Here is a 19,421-nt window from a genome sequence, read left to right on the forward strand (position 1 = left end):
CTCGGTCTTGTCCCTCCCCCTGCGGGGGAGGGACAAGCCGTTGTCTGATCTAATGCCTCAGTCGCCGATCGTTTCCAGATCCCGGCCCCGGGTTTCGGGCAGGAACAACAGGGCGACCACGGCGGCGAGGGCGGTGAAGGCAGCCGCATACCAGAGGCCGAAATAGATATTCCCCGACCAGGCCACCAGGGCGAAACTGGCTGCAGGCAGGAGGCCGCCGACCCAGCCGGTGCCCACATGATAGGGAAGGCTCATGGCCGTATAGCGCACCCGGGTCGGGAACAGTTCGACGAGGGCCGCGGCCTGGGGCCCGTAAAGCGCCGTCGCCGCCACGATGAAGACCATCAGGATGGCGAAGATCATCGGCAGGTCGATCCGGTCAGGATCCGCCTTGTCAGGATAGCCCGCCGCCGTCAGGGCCCCCTTGATGCCGGTTTCGACCCCGGCCTTGGCGGTTTTCAGTTCGTCCGGCGACAGACCCACGCCCTCGACCGAGGCGATCGTCGTCTCGCCGATCCGCACCGCCGCGACCGAGCCCGGTTCGGCGGCGACGTTGACGTAGGAGACGCCGGCGTTGGACAGCACGGTCTTGGCGATGTCGCAGGAGCTGGCGAAGGCGGTCTTGCCGACCGGGTCGAACTGGAGCGCACAGGTCGCCGGGTCTGCGATGACAGATACGGGTGCGGACGCCTGGGCCTCCGCCAGGGCCGGATTGGCCGCCCGCGTCAGGGCCTGGAAGCCGGGGAAGAAGGCGACGAGCGCCAGGATCATGCCGAACAGCATGACGGGCTTGCGTCCGATCCTGTCTGACAGCCAGCCGAAGAAGACATAGAGGAAGGCCGACACCAAGGTCAGCGCCAGCATGATCATATCGACCGTGGCCACCTCGACCTTGAGGACCCGCTCCATGAAGAAGCGGGAATAGAAATAGCCACAGTACCAGACCGCGCCCTGGGCAATCATGATGCCGAACAGGGCCAGAAGGACGAATTTGCCGTTCTTCCAGGTCAGGAAGGATTCGCGGAACGGCGCACGCCGGGCCCCGCCCTCGGCCTCCATCTTGCGGAAGGCCGGGCTCTCGTTGAGCTTGAGCCGGATCCACAGGGAGACGATCAGGAGGAAGATCGAGAGCACGAACGGGATCCGCCAGCCCCATTCATTGAACGCCGTCTCGCCCACGATGGCGCGGGTCGTCAGGATGACGGTCAGGGCCCCGATCAGGCCGAGCGCCGCCGTCGTCTGGATCCAGCCGGTCAGGTATCCCCGTTTCGGGGCCGGCGAGTGCTCGGCCACATAGATGACCGCCCCGCCGTATTCTCCGCCGAGGGCGAAGCCCTGAAGGATGCGCAACACGATCAGCAGGATCGGCGCGGCTATGCCGATCGCCTCATAGTCCGGCAACAGACCGATGCCGACCGTCGCCACTCCCATCAGGGTGATGGTGACCAGGAAGGTTTTCTTGCGCCCCGTCCTGTCGCCGAACCAGCCGAAGACCAGGGCCCCGAGCGGTCGCACCACAAAGCCGACACCGAAGGTCAGAAGCGCCAGGATATATCCCGTCGCCTCACCCACATCGGCATAGAAATGGCTGGCGATCACCGCCGTCAGCGAGCCGAAGATGAAGAAGTCGTACCACTCGAACGCCGTGCCGGCGGCCGAGGCCGCGACGACGGTCCTGAGACCGGGCTCGCCCGCGTCGTCCTGGGTGGTGGTGTCGGTCATTGTCTTCCCCGCCTGCTATCCCGGGCGTCGTCTGCCGGACGCCTCCTCGCCAGCCTAGCGGCGGTTCGCGTCAGGGCAAGCGGACAAGCGCGCCGGACAAGCGAAGGCCCGCCGGACGGGGGGGACCAGCGGGCCTTCTTCACCGTTCCGCGCCCGAAGGGACGCGATGCGGGAAAGGGATCAGTTCTTGGCTTCTTCCGCCGCACCTGTGACGGCCTGGCCGGCGGCGGTGGTGTCGCGGCCGACGCCCGAGATGGTGTTGCAGGCAGCGGTGGTCAGGGCGGCGGCGGCGGCGATCAGCACGAAAATCTTGCGCATGGGAGACTCCTGAAACTCGCGGGCGGAAGGAGGCCCGCCCTCTGGGAGATCAACGCGATGTGCGGCTGAGAGTTCCCGGGGTCACCCTGGCGTCGCTGGGTTTGAGATCGTCGGGGTTGGTCGGGACGACGGCCTCGGGCGTGGCGAAGATCATGCGGGCGATCGTGCCGCCGCCCGGCGCTGGCAGCAGCTCGACCTCGCCGCGCAGCTGTTTGGCGAAGGCCCCCATCAGGGTGCGGCCGACCCCGCTCCGGACGGCGTCATTAGCCGACCCCGGACCGTCGTCCTGGACCTCCAGGGTCGAGGTGTCGCCGTGGACGCGGAAGCGGACCTGGAGCGCGCCGCCACGACCCGCGAAGGCGTGCTTCTGGGCATTGGTGATGGCTTCGACGAGCCAGAGGGCGAGCGGGGCCAGCTTGTCGGGATCGACCACCAGACTGTCGGCGTCGATCGAGGAGGTGACTGCGTACCCCCGCCCCGATTCCGAGGCCACCATCTGGCCGACCAGTTCGGTCAGGAACTCGCGCGCATCGGCGTGGCGGATGTCGTCGGACTGGTAGAGGGTGCGATAGATCAGGGCGAGGGCCGAGATGCGCTGGCGGGTGTCGCCGAGCGCCGCTCGGGCCGGCTCGTCCTTCAGCGCCCGCTGCTGCATCGACAGCAGGGACGAGATGATCTGCAGATTGTTCTTCACCCGGTGATGGATCTCGCGCATCAGGGCGTCCTTCTCCGACAGACTGTCGTTCAGGGAACGGTCGCGGGCGGCGATGGCCTCGGCCAGTTCGTCGAGCGTCCGGGCCAGGAGGCGGATTTCGGCGGGGGCGTGGGCGGCCTGGACGGGGCGCACGGAATAGCGGCCGCGCGCATAGAGGGCCGCGATCCGCTCCAGATAGTCGAGCCACCGCACCACGATCCGCTCGGACACCAGCATGACGGCCGCAAAGGCGGTCAGCCAGGCGGCCAGGGGCAGGATCAGGACGCCGATCGGGTTCAGGCGCGCCCAGGACAGGAGGCCGGGCGACGGGGCGGAGATGATCACATAGATGTCCCGACCGGCCAGGGCCGCCCCGGCGTAATCGCGATGCTCACCGGTGGCGTCGTCGGCCTCGAACACCGACGACCGGCCCTGGCGGGCGCGCTCGACCCAGCCCGGCAGGCCGGGGTGTTCGTCGAAGGTGAAGGCGCGGATGTCGGTGGAGACCAGGACGCGACCGCCGGCGTCGGTCAAGGCGGCCTGGGCGCCGTCGGGCAGGGCGGGATCGGTGATGTCGGGCTGAAGCTCGGCCAGGGGCAGGACCGCCGCCATGGCCCCGGCGAACACGCCACGCGGCTGCTCCCAGCGCACCCCGATGACCAGGGCCGGGGTGTCGCTGAGATCCGGCGACGCGCGCGCCAGGGCGATACTCTTTCCCGCTCTCAATCGCTGGAACCACGGCTCCCCGGCGAAAACCGGGCCGGCGGCGATCAGCGGGGCCGGTCGGGAATCGCAGACGATCTGACCGCCGGCACCGATCCGGTAGAGGGCTTCATAGTCATCAAGACGCTGCACCAGACCGGCCAGACGCGGCCCGCAGATCGTCTCTGACGCCTCGGGCGCCACGGCCGCGAGCAGTGCGGCGGCGGCGTCGAGCCGGAACCGGGCCGCCTCGGCGGTGCGTTCGGCTGCGAACTGCAGGTCCGAGCGGCGGTCCTCGGCCTGACGCCTGAATTCGACCTGGGTCTGGACGGCGCCCAGCAGCAGGATCGGCAACAGGGCGACGGCCATGGCAAGGCCCAGACGAAAGCGGATGCCTTGCGCGCGGGGCCTCGAAACCCCGCGCGCCCAGAACCGTCCGAGGGAGGAGGCTGCCCGCCGGGCGATGCGGCCCCGCGCGGGCCCGGAGGTCTCCATGGTCAGCCTTGTCGAGCGCCGCTCAGACGGTCGGCGTCTGCGAGGATGGATCGCATCGCGTCGCCGGCCGCACGGCCGTCACGGCCGTAGCCGCCGCGTTCCAGCGTGGCCTGAAGCGCCTTTCGGGCACGGCTGACGCGGCTCTTCACGGTGCCGACGGCGCACTGGCAGATCTCGGCCGCCTCTTCGTAGGCGAAGCCGCCGGCGCCGACGAGGATCAGGGCCTCCCGCTGTTCCTCGGGCAGGGTGTTCAGGGCCTGACGCAGTTCGTCCAGGGCGACCGGAGCCTCCGGATCGTCGACGGCGACCAGGGTCCGTTCGGCCGCCTCCTGGTCCAGCTGGGACGAGCGCCATGACCGGCGCTTCTCCGAGTAGAACTGGTTGCGCAGGATCATGAAGGTCCAGGCCTTCATATTGGTGCCCATCTGATAGGAGGCGCGCGCGTCCCACGCCTTCATCATGGCGTCCTGCGCCAGGTCGTCGGCGGCGGTCGGATCGCCGGTCAGGGTGCGGGCGAAGGCGCGCAGATGCGGGATCAACTGAACGAGTTCGCGCTTGAATCCTTCGTCGTCTGCGGAGGGGGGCTTGGGCGCAGTCGAACGACCGGAGCCGCTCACGCCTTGTCCTCGTCGATCTTTCGCTGGTCAGCGCGGCGCAGGATTTCGAGGAACTCGTCCGGTACAGGCTCGTTGACGACCTCGTCGAACATGTGGCGCAGCTTCACACCGATGGCCTGCTGGCGCAGACGGGCTTCCTCAAGCGGCGGCCCTGCATCCGGTCGGGCGGGTTTGGATTTGCGCCCGGGGTCCGAAGAATCGATCATGTCTGTCTGCGCCGCCAATCGTTGATCTCATTCACGCGTCTGGGCCGGCTTTGCCCGCCGGGCTCATTGTTCAGCGTGGTCAACGTCGCTGACAAACACGAGTTCCGTCGCTTGCTTATTTTATGGTGAAGCTAAATCGCAAGCCTCGGGAACCGTGGCGGTAGTGATACGTTTGAACCGCCAAGCGAGCCGCCATGGACGGCGCGCAGTGTCGAATTTTGTCGGGGATACCTAGATGAGCCTATTGGCCAGACTCGCGCCGCACCTGCCCTACGTCCGTCGCTATGCCCGGGCCCTGACGGGCGATCAGGCGACGGGTGACAACTATGTGCGTGTGGCGCTGGAGGCCCTGGCCGCCGGCGAACGTCAGCTGTCCTCCGACATGACGCCGCGCGTGGCGCTGTACCATGTCTTCCACACCATCTGGTCGACGACCGGCGCCCAGCTGGAAGACGCCAGCGGCCTCGAAGCCCGGACCGACGCGTCCAGCCGCCTGATGCGGATCGCCCCGCGCTCGCGCCAGGCCTTCCTGCTGACCGCCCTGGAGGGGTTCACCCCGTCCGAAGCCGCCCAGATCCTGTCGGCGGACGCCCATTCGGTCGAGCGGCTGATCGGGGACGCCCAGGCCGAGATCGATGCGGAACTGGCCACCGACGTCCTGATCATTGAGGACGAGGCCATTATTTCGGCCGACATCGAGAGCCTGGTCCGCGAACTGGGGCACAATGTCACCGCCACCGCCACGACCCACGACGAGGCTGTCGACGCTGTCGCCCGTCACCGTCCGGGTCTGGTCCTGGCCGATATCCAGCTGGCCGACGGTTCGTCGGGGATCGACGCCGTCAAGGACATCCTCAAGAAGTTCGACGTGCCGGTGATCTTCATCACCGCCTTCCCGGAACGGCTGCTGACCGGCGAGCGTCCGGAACCGACCTTCCTGATCACCAAGCCCTTCCAGCCGGAAACGGTGAAGGCGGCCATCAGTCAGGCCCTGTTCTTCCACCCCACGCGTCAGAAGGAAGCCGCCTGACCCCGAGGCGCGTCTCCAGCGATTGAAGAAAGCCCCGCCGGATCGATCCGGCGGGGCTTAATGTTGAGCCGAAGTCAGTTCGTGGGGGCCGTGGGCGTCGGCGGCGCTGAATCGTCGAACGCCGCCGTGTCGACGGCCTGATCGCCGGTGTTGGCGTTGGTGGTCGCGAAGCCGCCGTTGGACACGAACCACATGCCGAGCAGCAGGACCGCTGCAGCCCCGGCCGAGACGATCAACAGAATCAGAATGCGTTTGCCCGGCCGGGCGCCGCGCACATACTGGGCGTCGACGGGTCGGCCCTCATGGACGGCGTCGGCCGCTTCGGAATGAGGATCGTGATGGGTCATGGGCTTGCCTTCCGACGGTGACTCTCAGGCCCGGACAACGCTGCGGCGAACGCGGCCGTTCCGTCGCCGTTGCCGCTCAAGCGCGATGCGAAAAAAGTTCAACGGCCAGGGGAACGGTTATCGGATGTCGCCGTTCTCAATCCGTGGAGGCGGCGACGCCCCCCCGACCTGGACCGGCCTCAGCTGGTCCTGCCGCCTCCACGCCTCATTCTCGATGTTGCCACTTCAAAGGCGATCCTCACGGATCGCCTTTTTCTTTGGTCCCGGACCGCGGCTGGGCCATTATGGGTCTGCAAAAGAAACCATCCGGAGACGACGCCATGACCCTGACCAACCGCCAGTGGGTGCTGCGCCAGCGGCCGCAGGGCCTGATCAAGGACGGTGATCTGGAGCTGGTCTCGAACGTGGTGCCCGAGCTCAAGGACGGCGAGGTCCTGGTCCGCACCATCTATCTGTCGCTGGACCCGACCAACCGGACCTGGATGAACGACGCCGTCGGCTATCTGCCGCCCGTCGGCCTCGGCGACGTGATGCGCGGTCTGACCCTCGGCGTCATCGAGCAGTCGAAATCCGGAAGGTTCGCGGAAGGCGACCTCGTCACCACGGCCATGGGCGGCTGGAGTGATTACGGCGTGGTGCCGGACTCGGGCGTCAGCCGCGTGCACCGCGCGCCGGGCCTGCCGCTGACGGCGAACATGTCGGTGCTGGGCATGACGGGCCTGACCGCCTGGGCCGGCGTCACCGATGTTCTGCGGCCCGAGCCCGGCCAGGTCATGGTCATCTCGGCGGCGGCCGGCGCCGTCGGCTCGATCGCCGGCCAGATCGCCAAGCAGAAGGGGGCCCATGTCATCGGCATCGCCGGCGGACCCGAAAAGTGCCGCTGGCTGACCGAAGACCTCGGGTTCGACGCCGCCGTCGACTACAAGAACGAGGATGTGGGGGAGGCGCTGGACCGTCTGGCCCCGAACGGCATCGACCTGAATTTCGAGAATGTCGGCGGCGACATCATGGTTGCGGTGTGGAACCGGCTGAACATCCACGCCCGGATGGCCGTCTGCGGCATGGTCTCGGCCTACAATGCCACCAGGCGCCCGCCCTCGCCCGACCTCAGCCGGCTGATCACCCACCGGATGACCATGCAGGGGTTCCTGGTGATGGACTATTCGCCGCGCGCCAAGGAGTTCATCGCCGAGGTCGGACCGTGGCTGGCGTCCGGCAAGGTGCAGTGGAAGGTCCACGTCGACAACGGCCTGGAAGGCGCCGTGACATCGCTGAACCGGCTGTTCACCGGCGACCACGACGGCAAGCTGCTGGTCCGCGTGTCCGAAGAGCCCGCCTGATGGCGGACCCGCTCCACGTCCATTTCGAGGATCTCGAGGTCGGTCAGGTGCTTCAGCTCGGCGCCTGCGCCGCGGACGAGGCGGCGATCGAACTGTTCGTGGCGCATTTCTCCCCCGGCTGGGACGCCGCCTATGGCGCACCCGACGCCCTCGTCTATGCGCTGTGGAGCCGTCTGGCGGCCGACAAGGCGGCCGGCTGGGCCCAGTCGAAACTGCTGGCCGTCGACGGCCTGCGCTTCATGCGCAATCCGCCTGCGGGCGAACTTCTGCGCGGACGGATGACGGTGATGGGCAAGGACCCCGTGGGCGACGAGAAGGGGATCGTCATCGCCCAGCATGACCTCCTCGATGAAGGCGGCCGGCTGGTCTTCTCCTGCCTGACGCGGGGCGTGTTCGTCAGGAGATAGGCAGTAGGCAGTAGGCAGTAGGCAGTAGGCAGTAGGCAGTATCGCAAGGGCGGTGGGCCCATCAAGACCGCTACTGCCTAACTCCTACTGCCTACTGCCTTATCCTCAGGCGTTGCCGGCGATCTCGCCGTTGTCGTTCGCGCGCTGGAAGGCCAGGGCGATCAGGCGATCCCAGCCGAGCAGCGACACCAGGTGGGCGTAGATCTGGCCCAGGGCGCCGTTGTCGCGCAGTTCGGCCAGCTTCTCGGCCGGCAGGGCCTTCAGCTTTTCTTCCGAGACGGCGAAATAGTCGGCCAGCTTCTGCGGCTGGCCCGCCTCGCCGCGCTCGTTGCGTGGGGTGAAGACGGCCTCGCGGACGTCGAACAGGTCAAGATCGGTGAGCAGCTTGACGAAGCTGTCGGTGCGCTGGCGCTCCTGCTCGAAGTTGTTGCAGAACTCCATGGCCTGATTGACGTAGTCCGACGGCTTGCCGTCGTTGAACAGGGGAGCCTGACCGCCTTCGACGATGAAGGGCGCGTCGCGGTCGATGCACAGGATCAGGCGCTGGTTCTGCGGGTCGTTGGCGAAGACGAATGGATAGCGGCGGACATAGGCCGGGATGTAGGCCTCGGGGCGGAAGTCGCCCGTGGCGGTCACGTACAGGTTCTCGGACTGGCGCAGGCCCATGACGGCGACCGGCTGTTTGGAATCGCCGAGGAAGACGACCGGGTAGCTGAGGGCGGCCGGAGCGAACTCGGTCACGGTCAGCGGCACGACGTGCGACGCCGCGACGAAGGCGTAAGGCTTTTCGACCGGGTTGACGCCCAGCTTGCCGTGCAGGTCGCTCGAGAGCGGCTCGGGCTTGCTGTAGAACAGGACATTGCCGTCGAGGCCGGTGTCTTGGGGTGCGGTGGTGTCGGTCATGAACGCGAGAGCTCTGCGAATGGCGGGAAGGCGGGCCTTCTAGCGGAACCCGCCCGCCGCCGCAAACCGGTGCGCCTGTGAGGCTTAAAACCGGTAGGTGACGCCGACCCGAAGATTCCGTCCGGCCTGGGGCGCGATGTCCTTAAGGAAGGAGGCGTGTTCGCGCGCCTCTTCGTCAGTCAGGTTGTGGGCCTCGGCGAAGACGGTGACGTTGCGGTCCGCGAACGGCCGGATCGAGCCCGACAGATTGACCATGGTGTAGCCGTCGGTCGGCAGTTCGAAGGCGGCGGTCTCGTCCTGTTCGCCGACGTGGCGGACCTCCAGCTCCGTGTCCCAGTTGCTGTCGGTCCAGGTCAGGCGGCCGGTGATTGAATACGGCGGGATGCGCGCGGCGGGGCCCAGGTCGGTGTCGGCCTTCACATAGTCGGCGGCGGCGCCGAGCTTCAGGCTGCGCGCGCCGGATTCCCAGAGGGCATAGTCGCCTTCCAGCTCGAAGCCGGTGAAGGTGGCGTCGGTCTGGACATAGGCGAAGATCGGGAAGGGCTCGCCGTCGAAATCGAAATCGGCGCCGGTCGGCCGCTGGTCGATGAAGCCGTCGTATTCCGCCCGATAGATGTGCAGGTCGCCGTCGAGCGGTCCGCGCGAGAGGTGGACGGTCCCCTCGAGGGTCAGGACCTTCTCGGAATCGAGGGTCGGGTCGCCCAGCTCATAGGCTGCGGTGGCCACGTGGACGCCGTCGGAGAACAGTTCGACCTCGCTGGGGGCCCGCTCGCTGGAGGACAGGCTGAGGCCCAGGAACAGGCCCTGGGCCGGTTTGAAGAAGACGGAACCCGAGGCGGACCAGTTGTCGAACTGGCGGTCGATGTTCGTCGAACCGCCGATCGGAGTGGCGGACAGTTCGCGCCGGTCGTAGCGGAGGCCGCCCTCGAAGCCGTAGGCGCCGAGGTCCAGCCGCTGGACCGTGTAGAGGCCGGTTTCCTTGATCGAGGTCGCAGGCACGAAGGCCTCCTCGCCGATGGCGTCGAAGTCGCGGTCCAGCACCTGGAGGCCGACGACACCCTGCCAGCCGTCGCGCTGGCGCTGGATCAGTTCGGCCCGGCCCTCATAGCCCGAAGACTGGAAGATTGTGCCGACCTTCGGGCCTTCGAATTCGGTGTGCTCGTAGTCGGCGTAGCCGGCCGAGAGGTTGAACGACTGGAACCAGGCCGTGTCGATGTCGCGTCGGGCACGGAAGTCGTAGCGGGTCTGTTCCAGATCGATCGAGACCTCGGGTTCGGCCACCGTGCCGTAGTTGGACTGCGTGTTCTTGACCGAGACGCCGATGAAGCCGCGGTCATCGACCCGGGAAACACCGGCCCCGACCTGTTCGATCTCCGCGTAGGAGTTGATCACGGTTCCTGCATTGTCACGGGCCACGCCTTCGGCGTCCGCGAGACGCTGAGAGATCGCCGAACCGGGGATGTCGTAGTCGCCGCTGTCGCGCTTGAACCCGTCGATGGTGAAGACGAACGGACCGACGTTGGCCGCGAGACGGGCGCCGAGACCATAGCCGTCGTCGACGCTGGAATACTGGGTCGAGACATGGCCGTCGACGCCGCCCTCGACGGCGTGGGTCGGGATGCGTTCGTCAAGGATGTTGACCACCCCGCCGATGGCCGAGCCGCCGAAGGTCAGGGTCGAGGGGCCGCGCACGACCTCGATGCGGTTGGCCTCGGCCGGATCCACGGCGACCTGGTGATCCGGCGAGACGGCGGAGGCGTCGATCATGCCCAGCCCGTTGGTCAGGACCTGGACGCGCGGACCGGACAGGCCCCGGATCACGGGACGGCTGGCGCCCGGCGCGAAGCTGGAGGAGCGCACGCCCGGCAGGCCAGCGACCAGATCGCCGAGGGTCTGGACCGGGGCGACCGCCAGGGCTTCCTCATCCATCACGTCCACGGCGATGAGGCTGGCATTGTCCGTGACGCCGAAGGGTCGGCCCGTGACGATCACGTCCTCGACCGAGTCCTCCTGTTGCGGCGCGTTTTGCGCATGGGCGGCGCCGGCCAGGGCGCTCGCGGCGACGGCGACGAGGAGGGCGGAGCGGGATACGGAAACAGGGCGCATGACGATCTCTCGGGGAGGAGGAGATCAAGTGTTATGAGATAACATCACGCACAGTCAAGCGGCGGTGGTTGCGGCGGGGCGTCAGGCGGCCTAGCTCTGGGCCATGGGTTCCCATTGCGACCATGAGCACCACGAGACCGGCCTGACCGCCGGTGAGGTCGACCGGGCCCTGGCCTCGGCCGAGGCGCGCTGCGTCCTGCAGGGCGAACGGATGACCGCGCCGCGCAAACGGGTGCTGGAACTGCTGCTCCAGGCGGGTGAGGCCGTGAAGGCCTATGACCTGATCGCCCGCTACGGCGTCGACGGCGTGGCCGCCAAGCCGCCGACCGTCTACCGGGCGCTGGAATTCCTCGAAAAGACCGGCCTGGCCCACCGCATCGCCTCGATCAGCGCCTATGTCGCCTGTTCGGTCGGGGACCGGGCCCATGCCGCAGCCTTCCTGATCTGCGACTGCTGCGGCGCCACCGAGGAGGTCACCCCGCCCGAGGGCGAGGCCCTCCAGCAGGCCGCCATAGCCGCGGGCTATGCCCTCGAACGGACAACGATCGAAGGTCACGGGCGCTGCCCGGCCTGCCGGGTCGCGGCTTAGGCGGGACGTCGCGTCGCCGCACAGGCCGATAGACGCTGGCGTCGGGGGCTCCGGCTCCCTAGATTCCCGACATGGACGCTGCCCGGCTCTCCCCGCCCCGCCGCATGACCGTGCCCATCGACAACCGATGGGGCGTGGGCGAACTGTCGGTGCTCGATTTCGGCGATCCGAAGCGGCCGGTCGACCTGGTCTTCTGTCACGCCAACGGGTTCAACGCCCGGACCTATCGCTCCATCCTGGCGCCTCTGGCCTCGTCCCTGCGGATCCTCGCCCCCGATCTGCGCGGCCATGGCGCAACGACCCTGCCGACGAACCGCCAGGGCCGGAAGGGCTGGCAAGATCACCGCGACGATCTCGTCGCCCTGCTCGACAGCCTCGACGGCCCGCCGGTGGTCATTGCCGGCCATTCGATGGGGGCGACCAGCGCCATTCTCGCGGCCGCCGAACGGCCTGCGAAAGTCTCCCGGGTGGTCGCCCTCGATCCGGTGATCTGGAGACGGTGGGTGGTGGCTGCGCTCCAGCTGCCGCTGATCAGCCGGCTGCCCGGACACATTCCGCTGGTGAAGGGCGCCCTCCGGCGCCGGTCACGGTTCGACAGCCGTGAACAGGCCCTGGCGGCCTATCGCAACCGGGGTGCCTTCAAGGGCTGGTCCGACATCATGGTGGTCGACTACCTCGGCGCCGGTCTGACCGAGGACGGCGAGGGGTTCGCCCTGACCTGCCCGCCGGAATGGGAGGCTTCGAACTATTCGGTCCAGGGCCACGACCCGTGGAAGGCCATGCGCGACAGTGGAAGGCCGATCCGCATCCTCAAGGCCGAGGCCCATTCGACCTGCGCCGTGAAGGCCGCGCCGCGCGGCCTGCCTCTCGTCTCGGTGGAGACGGTCGAGGGCGGCACTCATTTCTTCCCGATGCTGCGACCCGATATCGTGCGGGACGCCCTGTTCGACGCGGCGGTCTAGTTTCCGGTCTTGGCCGTGTAGTCGGCGCGGTCGCGCTCGGTGGCGGCGGCGCGGGCGGCCTTCTCGGCGGCCAGACGATCCTCGATGGCCAGCAGTTCGCGGTTTTGCTCATCCGAGGCCTGGGCCCGCGTCACACCGGCGGGACGGCCGGTGATGTCCGGCAGATAGATCGGCTGAACGCACTCGCGTCCCTCGGCATACCACCAGCGGCCGCTCTGCTCGCACCGGTCCGCAGGCGCGACATAGAATCGCTGGAAGGCGAAGGCTCCGGCGACGAGGACGGCGAACAGACCGAAGAACAGGATCGACAGGCGGCGCATGGTCAGGAAGCGGTTCATCGATTTTCCACTCGCGGCGACGTCCCAAGTTCACGTCGCGTTACGTTGACAGGCTCCTTCGCCCGTTCCATTCCCTGCCGCAACATTCCGGCGATCCTATGGACAGTCAAACATGAAGGTTCTCGTCCCCGTCAAACGGGTGATCGACTATAACGTCAAGGCCCGCGTGAAGGCGGACCAGACCGGCGTCGATCTGGCCAACGTCAAGATGAGCATGAATCCTTTCGACGAAATCGCCGTCGAGGAGGCGGTTCGTCTGAAGGAAGGCAAGGAACACCACGCCGCCGGCACCGCGACCGAGATCGTGGTCGTCTCCATCGGCGTGACCCAGGCCCAGGAAACCATCCGCACCGCCCTGGCCATGGGCGCCGATCGCGGCATCCTGATCCAGTCCGACGCGGACCTTGAGCCCCTGGCCGTCGCCAAGCTCCTGGCCGCCGTCGTGGCCGAGGAAAAGCCGGACCTGGTCCTGATGGGCAAACAGTCCATCGACGGCGACAACAATGCGGTCGGCCAGATGCTGGCCGCCCTGCTCGACTGGCCCCAGGCCACTTTCGCCGCGAAGATCGAGATCGCGGGCGGCACGGCCAACGTCACCCGTGAAGTGGACGGCGGCAACCAGACCCTGTCGGCGGCCCTGCCGGCCGTGATCACGGTGGACCTGCGCCTCAACACGCCGCGCTACGCCTCCCTGCCGAACATCATGAAGGCCAAGAAGAAGGAGATCGCGATGAAGGCGGTCGCCGACTACGGGGTCGATACGGCCGACCGGCTGACGGTGGTCAAGGTGACGGCCCCGCCGACCCGCTCGGCCGGGATCAAGGTGGCTGACGCCGCCGAACTGGTATCCAAACTCAAGACCGCAGGAGCCCTGTAATGGCCGTCCTCGTCATCGCCGACCATGACGGGTCGGCCGTCCGCGACTCCACGAACAAGACCGTGACCGCGGCCCTCGCCCTGTCCTCCGACGTGGACATCCTGGTCGTCGGCTCGGCCGCCAAGGCCGCCGCCGATGCGGCTGCGAAGATCGCCGGGGTCCGCAAGGTCTTGCTGGCCGAGAGCGGCGAACTGGGTCACCAGCTGGCCGAGGCCGTGACGGCCACGGTCGTCGCCCTCGCCGGCGGCTATGATGCGATCCTGTCGCCGGCCTCGATGGACGGCAAGAACTTCATGCCCCGGATCGCGGCGAAGCTGGACGTCGCCCCGATCTCGGACATCATCGAGGTCGTCTCGGCCGATACCTTCGTGCGCCCGATCTATGCCGGCAACGCCCTGGAGACCGTCCGGTCCTCGGACGCCAAAAAGGTCATCACCGTCCGCCCGACCGCCTTCGCCCCGGCCGCCGAGGGCGGTTCGGCCCCGGTCGAGAGCGTGGCCGGTTCGGACGCCGGCAAGGCGGCTTTCGTCGGCGAGGAGATGGTCAAGTCAGACCGTCCCGAACTGGGCGCGGCCAAGATCGTCGTCTCCGGCGGTCGCGCCCTCGGCTCGGCCGAGGAATTCCATGCGGTGATCGAGCCCCTGGCCGACAAGCTGGGTGCCGCCGTCGGCGCCTCGCGCGCCGCCGTGGACGCCGGCTATGCACCCAACGATTACCAGGTCGGCCAGACCGGCAAGGTCGTCGCTCCGGGCCTCTACATCGCCGTCGGCATCTCGGGCGCCATCCAGCATCTCGCCGGGATGAAGGATTCGAAGATCATCGTCGCCATCAACAAGGACGCCGACGCCCCGATCTTCCAGGTCGCCGACTTCGGCATCGTCGGCGACTACAAGACGGTCGTGCCGGAGCTGATGGCCGCCCTGGGGTAGGGTTCAGACCCGGACTTCGAACAGGGGCGCGGCGCCGCAGGGTCCGCGCCCTTTTCGTTGGGCGTCCGTCAGAGCGTCGGACGGGCGGGTCCGAACGGCCATCCGCCGGAAAAGTCGATGACGGCGCCGGTCAGGAACCGGGTGCGGACCGTAGCGAGGAAGGCGATCACCTCGCCGATTTCCTCAGGCTCGGCGAGCCGGCCCACCGGAACATTCTGCCGGACATAGGCCCGTCCCTGTTCGGACTCACGGAACAGGGCTCGCGGGTAATAGGCCTCGCTGTAGAGGAAGTTGGGCGCCACAGCGTTCACCACGATCCCGTCCGCGGCGCAGTCGACGGCCAGCGACCGCACCATGGCGTTCGCCGCCGCCCGGGCGGCGTCTGGAAAAGCGCCCCCCGACAGAGGCAGTCGCGTGCGGTTGGACGTGATCATGACGATATTGGCGCCGCCCCGGGACCGCAGGTGGGGCAGGGCGGCCTGGATGAGCCGGAACGGCCATTCGACGAGGCGGGCCAGATTGTCCTGCAGGACCGACGTCGGCGCCGTTTCCGGACTGTGGGCTGTGGCGGGGAAGTGGTCGTTGCTGACGATCACCTGAAGTCGCGGCGCGCGGCGGAGCGCGTCCGCGACGACCTCCTCCGGATCAGTCGCCACGACAGGCTCGAGATGGGGTCTTCCGGCGCGGTACCGGGCCCAGGTCTCGCCATCGGCAAAGCCGGTGTCGTGGGCCAGAACGTGAAATCCCGCCTCCAGCAGGGCGGTGACGGCGGGCGGCCCGGCGTAGCCGGCGGCATGGGTTACAAGGGCGCAAGGTCGGTCGCTCATGGACCCAGCCTCGCGCCATCGCGGTGCTGACGCAACGGGCGGACGGTTCACAGGGGTCGCTTGACTCATTTCGATGATTAGCTAAACATCTCAGTATGAGCAGTGTCTTCAGGGCCCTTTCCGATCCGACCCGCCGGCGCGTGCTTCAGCTCCTGCGGCAGGGACCGATGACGGCCGGCGAACTCAGCGACCGCTTCGACGTGTCCAAACCGACCATGTCGGCGCATTTCGCGGTGCTGAAGGAGGCCGATCTGGTCCACGCCGAGAAGGCCGGAAAGTCCGTCATCTACCACCTGAAGCTCTCTGTGCTCGAAGAGGCCCTGCTGGGCTTTGTCCATTCATTCGGCCTCGACGCTGAACCGTCGCCGTCCAAAGAGGAGCCTGCCCAATGACCAAGGACCTGATCAACAGCCTCGCCTGGGGCGGCGGAATCGTCGCCCTGGCGTTGGCTGCGGCCCTCGCCCGCAATCTCGGCTATATCGACCAGGAGACGACGATGCGGATCGTTCTGGGCGCGACAGGACTGATGGTCGCCTCGTTCGGCGACCGCATTCCCAAGACGTTCGCGCCGAGCGCCGGCGCCCGGAAGGCCCAGCGCGTCGCCGCCTGGTCCATGGTGCTCAGCGGCCTCGTCTATGCGGGGGCGTTTATCCTCGCGCCGACGATGATGACCGCGATGGTGATCGGTTGCGGCGCGGTGATCCTCGGCCTGGCGGTGACCTTCGGTTATTGCCTGTCGCTGCGGAACCGGGCGAAGGCCGCCTGAGGCGGTCGATGGCCCGCCTCGCCATCAAACTCACGCCCGGCGCGTCCGCCGACCGCATCGACGGCTGGGATGTGGACGCCGACGGACGGTCCGTCCTCAAGGTCCGGGTGCGCGCCCGCCCGGTCGAGGGCGAGGCAAACGCCGCCCTGATCCTTCTGCTCTCGAAATCCCTCGGCGTGTCGCGCTCGTCCGTGTCCGTGGCGCGCGGCGGACAGTCGCGGCTGAAGATGATCGAGATCGAAGGCGTCGATGACGAAGCCCTGCGCGCCCGCCTTACAGGAATGTAATGTTTCCGCCTTTGACGGACGGGTTGAGACGCTTTTGTAATCCGCCCCGTTCCGCGCCGTCGGCGCGACAGGGGAGCGTCCAACCATGATCCGTCACGCCTTGCGGGGGCCCAGCCTCGCCGTCGTCGCCTGCGCGCTTGCGCTGGCCGGTTGCGCCACCACGGACACCGCCAGTCCCCCGGCGGCCGACAGCCCGACCAGCGGCGACGCCGGCGCTGAACGGACCCTGGCGCGCGGTCTGGATTATGCCGCCAACCCCGACCCCTATCCCTCCACCTACCAGCCCCTGCCGCGCGACAACGTCGCCATCGTCGGCGGGACGGTCCTGACCGGGACGGACCAGAAGATCGAGAACGGCGTCGTCCTGATGTCGGACGGCAAGGTCGAGGCCGTGGGCCCGGCCTCGACGCCGGTGCCCGCCGGCTACCGTGTCGTCGACGCGCGCGGCCGGTTCGTGACGCCCGGCATCATCGACGTCCACTCGCACCTGGGCGTCTATCCTTCGCCCGGCGTCAGCGGCATGAGCGACGGCAACGAGGCGACCAGCCCGAACACCGCCCAGGTCTGGGCCGAGCATTCGATCTGGCCCCAGGACCCGGGCTTCAACACCGCCCGGGCCGGCGGCGTCACCACCCTCCAGATCCTGCCCGGTTCCGCCAATCTGTTCGGCGGGCGGTCTGTGACGGTGCGCAACATCCCGTCGATCACCATGCAGGGGATGAAGTTCCCCGGCGCCCCCTATGGCGTGAAGATGGCCTGCGGCGAGAACCCGAGCCGCGTCTATGGCGGTCGCAACCAGTCGCCGGCCACCGGCATGGGCAATGTCGCCGGCTATCGCGCCGCCTTCATCGCCGCCCAGGACTATCGCGACAAATGGGACAAATGGCGCGAGACGGGCGAAGGCGCGCCGCCCACCCGCAACCTCCAGAACGAGACCCTGGCCGGGGTTCTGGACGGGTCGATCCTGGTCCAGAACCACTGCTACCGCGCCGATGAAATGATGGTGATGCTCGATATCGCCAATGAGTTCGGCTACCGCGTCACCGCCTTCCACCACGCCATCGAGGCCTACAAGATCGCGCCGCAACTGGCCGCCGCCGGCGTCTGCGCCGACATGTGGACCGGCTGGTGGGGCTTCAAGATGGAGGCCCTCGACGCGGTCGAGGCCAACGCCGCCCTCGTCGACGCACCCGAGGGCTCCTGCGCCGTCATCCATTCGGACGACGCCCAGCTGACCCAACGCCTGAATCAGGAGGCCGCCGCGGCGCTCGCCGCCGGTCGTAGCGCCGGGCTGAACATCGCCGAGGAGCATGCGATCAGCTGGATCACCTCCAACGCCGCCCGTTCGATCGGTATCGGCGACGAGACCGGCTCGCTGGAGGCCGGAAAACGTGGCGACCTGGTGATCTGGAGCGCCAACCCGTTCTCGGTCTACGCCCGCGCCGACCAGGTCTTCATCGACGGAGCCCTGACCTTCGATCGCTTCAACCCCCGCTACCAGCCTGTCTCGGACTTCGAGCTGGGCCAGCCCGGCTTCGGCATCGCCGCCGCCAACATCGCTCCGGGAGCCCGCTGATGCGCCGCCTTGCCCTCATCTCCCTGACCGCCCTCGCCCTGTCGGCCCTGCCCGCGCTCGCTCAACAGGTGACCGCGATCACCGGCGGGCGGGTCCTGACCGGCACGTCCGTCATCGAGAACGGCACGGTCGTCATCTCCGGCGGCCGGATCGTCTCGGTCGGGACCGGCGCGGCCCCGGCCGGCGCCCGTGTCATCGACGCGCGCGGCAAGATCGTCACGCCCGGCTTCGTGGCGGTCGATTCGGGCCTCGGCCTGACCGAGATCTCGTCCGTCGACGGGTCCGACGACCAGTCCAACTCGGCCAACACCATCTCGGCCTCGTTCGACGTCAGCTACGGCCTTGACCCCTGGTCCATCGCTATCCCGGTCGCGCGCCTGGGCGGCATCACCCGCGCCATCGTCGTGCCCAACCATCCGGGCGGCTCGGGCGGTCACCAGCATCAGGACGACAGTGACTTCGCCGGCGCGGGCGACAGCGGCTTCCAGTCGCCCGGCCTGTTCGCCGGCACGGCCTCGGTCATCCATCTGGCCGCCGGGACCGACATTCTGGTCAAGCCGCGCGTGGCCATGGTCGCGCCGTTCGGCGAGGCTGGAGCGGGCGTCGCCGGGGGGGCGCGCGGCGCCGAGTTCACGCAGTTCCGGGAGACGCTCGCCGAGGTCCGCCTCTATGCCCGCAACAAGGCCGCCTATGACCGGGCGGGGCTGCGCGACCTCTCCCTGTCGCGCGCCGATCTGGAGGCCCTGATCCCGGTCGCCAACGGGACCATGCCCCTGATCGTCACCGTTCACCGCGCGGCCGATATCCAGCAGGTCCTGCGCCTCGGTCGCGAAGAGGGGGTGAAGCTCATCCTCGACGGCGCCGAGGAGGGCTGGCTGGTCGCCGCCGACATCGCCGCCGCCGATGTACCGGTCCTGCTGAATCCGATCTCCAACCTGCCCGGCAATCTCGAGACCCGGGCCGCGCGGATGGAGAATGCGGCGGCCCTGAACGCGGCCGGTGTGGTCATCGCCATCAAGGGCAATGAGGGCTCGGTCCACCGGGCGCGCGAGGCCCGCTACAACGCCGGCAACGCCGTCTCCCACGGCCTGCCGTTCGAGGCGGCGATCGCGGCCCTGACCGTCAACCCGGCGCGCATCTTCGGCATGGAAGGCCAGTTCGGCGAGCTTCGCGCGGGCGCGGCGGCCGATGTGGTCGTCTGGTCCGGCGATCCGCTCGAGCCCCTGTCGTCGGTGACGGCGGAGTTCATCAACGGCCAGGAACAGTCCCTGACCAGCCGCCAGATCCTGCTGCGCGACCGCTATCGCACCGGCGGACGTCAGGCCGGGGGGATGCCGGTCGCCTACGGAAACTAATGCCCTCTCCCCTTGCGGGAGAGGGAGC

The 19,421-nt window shown here is 68.1% G+C and carries 22 protein-coding genes; 12 read left to right on the forward strand and 10 right to left on the reverse strand.

The features are described from left to right. Positions 1–57: 57 nt before the first annotated feature. From Q0044_RS02535 to nepR, 5 genes are all read right to left on the reverse strand, one after another. Complete coding sequence (locus tag Q0044_RS02535) at positions 58–1,722, reverse strand: MFS transporter (RefSeq protein WP_298159108.1); 1,665 nt, start codon at positions 1,720–1,722, stop codon at positions 58–60. Between the two features lie 180 nt (positions 1,723–1,902). Then, positions 1,903–2,040, reverse strand: a complete 138-nt coding sequence (locus tag Q0044_RS02540; RefSeq protein WP_298159110.1) for an entericidin EcnA/B family protein — start codon at positions 2,038–2,040, stop codon at positions 1,903–1,905. Positions 2,041–2,089: 49 nt separating this feature from the next. Next, a complete protein-coding gene (gene phyK, locus Q0044_RS02545) occupies positions 2,090–3,805 on the reverse strand; it encodes a sensor histidine kinase PhyK (protein ID WP_298159113.1) in 1,716 nt (571 codons plus the stop codon). A 128-nt stretch (positions 3,806–3,933) separates the two neighbouring features. Further along, positions 3,934–4,548, reverse strand: a complete 615-nt coding sequence (locus Q0044_RS02550; RefSeq protein WP_298159116.1) for a sigma-70 family RNA polymerase sigma factor — start codon at positions 4,546–4,548, stop codon at positions 3,934–3,936. Continuing rightward, entirely contained in the window at positions 4,545–4,754 is a 210-nt protein-coding gene (gene nepR, locus Q0044_RS02555) for an anti-sigma T factor NepR (RefSeq protein ID WP_298159119.1), read from the reverse strand. Before nepR ends, Q0044_RS02550 begins: the two co-directional genes overlap by 4 nt. Positions 4,755–4,989: 235 nt before the next feature. On the opposite strand from nepR, the gene phyR reads away from it, so the two are divergent. Continuing rightward, complete coding sequence (gene phyR / locus Q0044_RS02560) at positions 4,990–5,784, forward strand: anti-anti sigma factor/receiver protein PhyR (protein ID WP_298159122.1); 795 nt, start codon at positions 4,990–4,992, stop codon at positions 5,782–5,784. 74 nt (positions 5,785–5,858) lie between these two features. On the opposite strand, the gene Q0044_RS02565 is transcribed toward phyR, so the two are convergent. Beyond that, complete coding sequence (locus Q0044_RS02565; RefSeq protein ID WP_298159125.1) at positions 5,859–6,131, reverse strand: hypothetical protein; 273 nt, start codon at positions 6,129–6,131, stop codon at positions 5,859–5,861. 320 nt (positions 6,132–6,451) lie between these two features. On the opposite strand from Q0044_RS02565, the gene Q0044_RS02570 reads away from it, so the two are divergent. Both Q0044_RS02570 and Q0044_RS02575 read left to right on the forward strand, forming a co-directional pair. Then, positions 6,452–7,471: an NADP-dependent oxidoreductase gene (locus tag Q0044_RS02570; RefSeq protein WP_298159128.1), complete on the forward strand. Its 1,020-nt coding sequence runs from the start codon at positions 6,452–6,454 to the stop codon at positions 7,469–7,471. Beyond that, the gene (locus Q0044_RS02575; RefSeq protein ID WP_298159131.1) at positions 7,471–7,878 is read left to right on the forward strand and encodes a MaoC family dehydratase; all 408 of its coding nucleotides are present in this window, start codon (positions 7,471–7,473) and stop codon (positions 7,876–7,878) included. The genes Q0044_RS02570 and Q0044_RS02575 overlap by 1 nt, the downstream gene beginning before the upstream one ends. Before the next feature lie 105 nt (positions 7,879–7,983). Here the strand turns inward: Q0044_RS02575 and Q0044_RS02580 are convergent, their stop codons facing one another. Together Q0044_RS02580 and Q0044_RS02585 are read right to left on the reverse strand one after the other, a co-directional pair. Then, positions 7,984–8,781: a SapC family protein gene (locus Q0044_RS02580; RefSeq protein WP_298159133.1), complete on the reverse strand. Its 798-nt coding sequence runs from the start codon at positions 8,779–8,781 to the stop codon at positions 7,984–7,986. Positions 8,782–8,865: 84 nt separating this feature from the next. Then, a complete protein-coding gene (locus Q0044_RS02585; RefSeq protein WP_298159135.1) occupies positions 8,866–10,887 on the reverse strand; it encodes a TonB-dependent receptor in 2,022 nt (673 codons plus the stop codon). 103 nt (positions 10,888–10,990) lie between these two features. Here Q0044_RS02585 and Q0044_RS02590 point away from each other — a divergent pair, with 103 nt between their 5' ends. Together Q0044_RS02590 and Q0044_RS02595 are read left to right on the forward strand one after the other, a co-directional pair. Continuing rightward, the gene (locus tag Q0044_RS02590) at positions 10,991–11,476 is read left to right on the forward strand and encodes a transcriptional repressor (protein ID WP_298159137.1); all 486 of its coding nucleotides are present in this window, start codon (positions 10,991–10,993) and stop codon (positions 11,474–11,476) included. A gap of 71 nt (positions 11,477–11,547) precedes the next feature. Further along, complete coding sequence (locus tag Q0044_RS02595; protein WP_298159139.1) at positions 11,548–12,438, forward strand: alpha/beta fold hydrolase; 891 nt, start codon at positions 11,548–11,550, stop codon at positions 12,436–12,438. Here the strand turns inward: Q0044_RS02595 and Q0044_RS02600 are convergent. Further along, entirely contained in the window at positions 12,435–12,776 is a 342-nt protein-coding gene (locus Q0044_RS02600; protein ID WP_298159142.1) for a hypothetical protein, read from the reverse strand. The genes Q0044_RS02595 and Q0044_RS02600 overlap by 4 nt on opposite strands. A 112-nt stretch (positions 12,777–12,888) precedes the next feature. Between Q0044_RS02600 and Q0044_RS02605 the strand changes: the two genes are divergently transcribed. Both Q0044_RS02605 and Q0044_RS02610 read left to right on the forward strand, forming a co-directional pair. Further along, complete coding sequence (locus Q0044_RS02605) at positions 12,889–13,653, forward strand: electron transfer flavoprotein subunit beta/FixA family protein (RefSeq protein WP_298159145.1); 765 nt, start codon at positions 12,889–12,891, stop codon at positions 13,651–13,653. Next, positions 13,653–14,582, forward strand: coding sequence for an electron transfer flavoprotein subunit alpha/FixB family protein (locus Q0044_RS02610; RefSeq protein WP_298159148.1), 930 nt, complete (start codon positions 13,653–13,655; stop codon positions 14,580–14,582). The genes Q0044_RS02605 and Q0044_RS02610 overlap by 1 nt, the downstream gene beginning before the upstream one ends. A 68-nt stretch (positions 14,583–14,650) precedes the next feature. Here the strand turns inward: Q0044_RS02610 and Q0044_RS02615 are convergent, their stop codons facing one another. Further along, complete coding sequence (locus tag Q0044_RS02615) at positions 14,651–15,409, reverse strand: SDR family oxidoreductase (RefSeq protein WP_298159152.1); 759 nt, start codon at positions 15,407–15,409, stop codon at positions 14,651–14,653. Between the two features lie 95 nt (positions 15,410–15,504). Between Q0044_RS02615 and Q0044_RS02620 the strand changes: the two genes are divergently transcribed. From Q0044_RS02620 to Q0044_RS02640, 5 genes are all read left to right on the forward strand, one after another. Then, positions 15,505–15,801 carry an autorepressor SdpR family transcription factor gene (locus tag Q0044_RS02620; RefSeq protein WP_298159155.1) on the forward strand — a complete coding sequence of 99 codons (297 nt, stop codon included), beginning with the start codon at positions 15,505–15,507 and terminating at the stop codon, positions 15,799–15,801. Further along, positions 15,798–16,175: an SdpI family protein gene (locus Q0044_RS02625; protein ID WP_298159157.1), complete on the forward strand. Its 378-nt coding sequence runs from the start codon at positions 15,798–15,800 to the stop codon at positions 16,173–16,175. Before Q0044_RS02620 ends, Q0044_RS02625 begins: the two co-directional genes overlap by 4 nt. Before the next feature lie 8 nt (positions 16,176–16,183). Then, positions 16,184–16,462 (forward strand): DUF167 family protein, encoded by a 279-nt coding sequence (locus Q0044_RS02630; RefSeq protein ID WP_298159160.1) that lies wholly within the window; start codon positions 16,184–16,186, stop codon positions 16,460–16,462. 85 nt (positions 16,463–16,547) lie between these two features. Beyond that, the gene (locus tag Q0044_RS02635) at positions 16,548–18,038 is read left to right on the forward strand and encodes an amidohydrolase (protein ID WP_298159162.1); all 1,491 of its coding nucleotides are present in this window, start codon (positions 16,548–16,550) and stop codon (positions 18,036–18,038) included. Beyond that, positions 18,038–19,393 carry an amidohydrolase family protein gene (locus Q0044_RS02640; RefSeq protein WP_298159164.1) on the forward strand — a complete coding sequence of 452 codons (1,356 nt, stop codon included), beginning with the start codon at positions 18,038–18,040 and terminating at the stop codon, positions 19,391–19,393. Before Q0044_RS02635 ends, Q0044_RS02640 begins: the two co-directional genes overlap by 1 nt. The last annotated feature ends 28 nt before the right edge of the window (positions 19,394–19,421 follow it).

This window comes from Brevundimonas sp., assembly GCF_027484365.1.
Lineage (GTDB): Bacteria > Pseudomonadota > Alphaproteobacteria > Caulobacterales > Caulobacteraceae > Brevundimonas.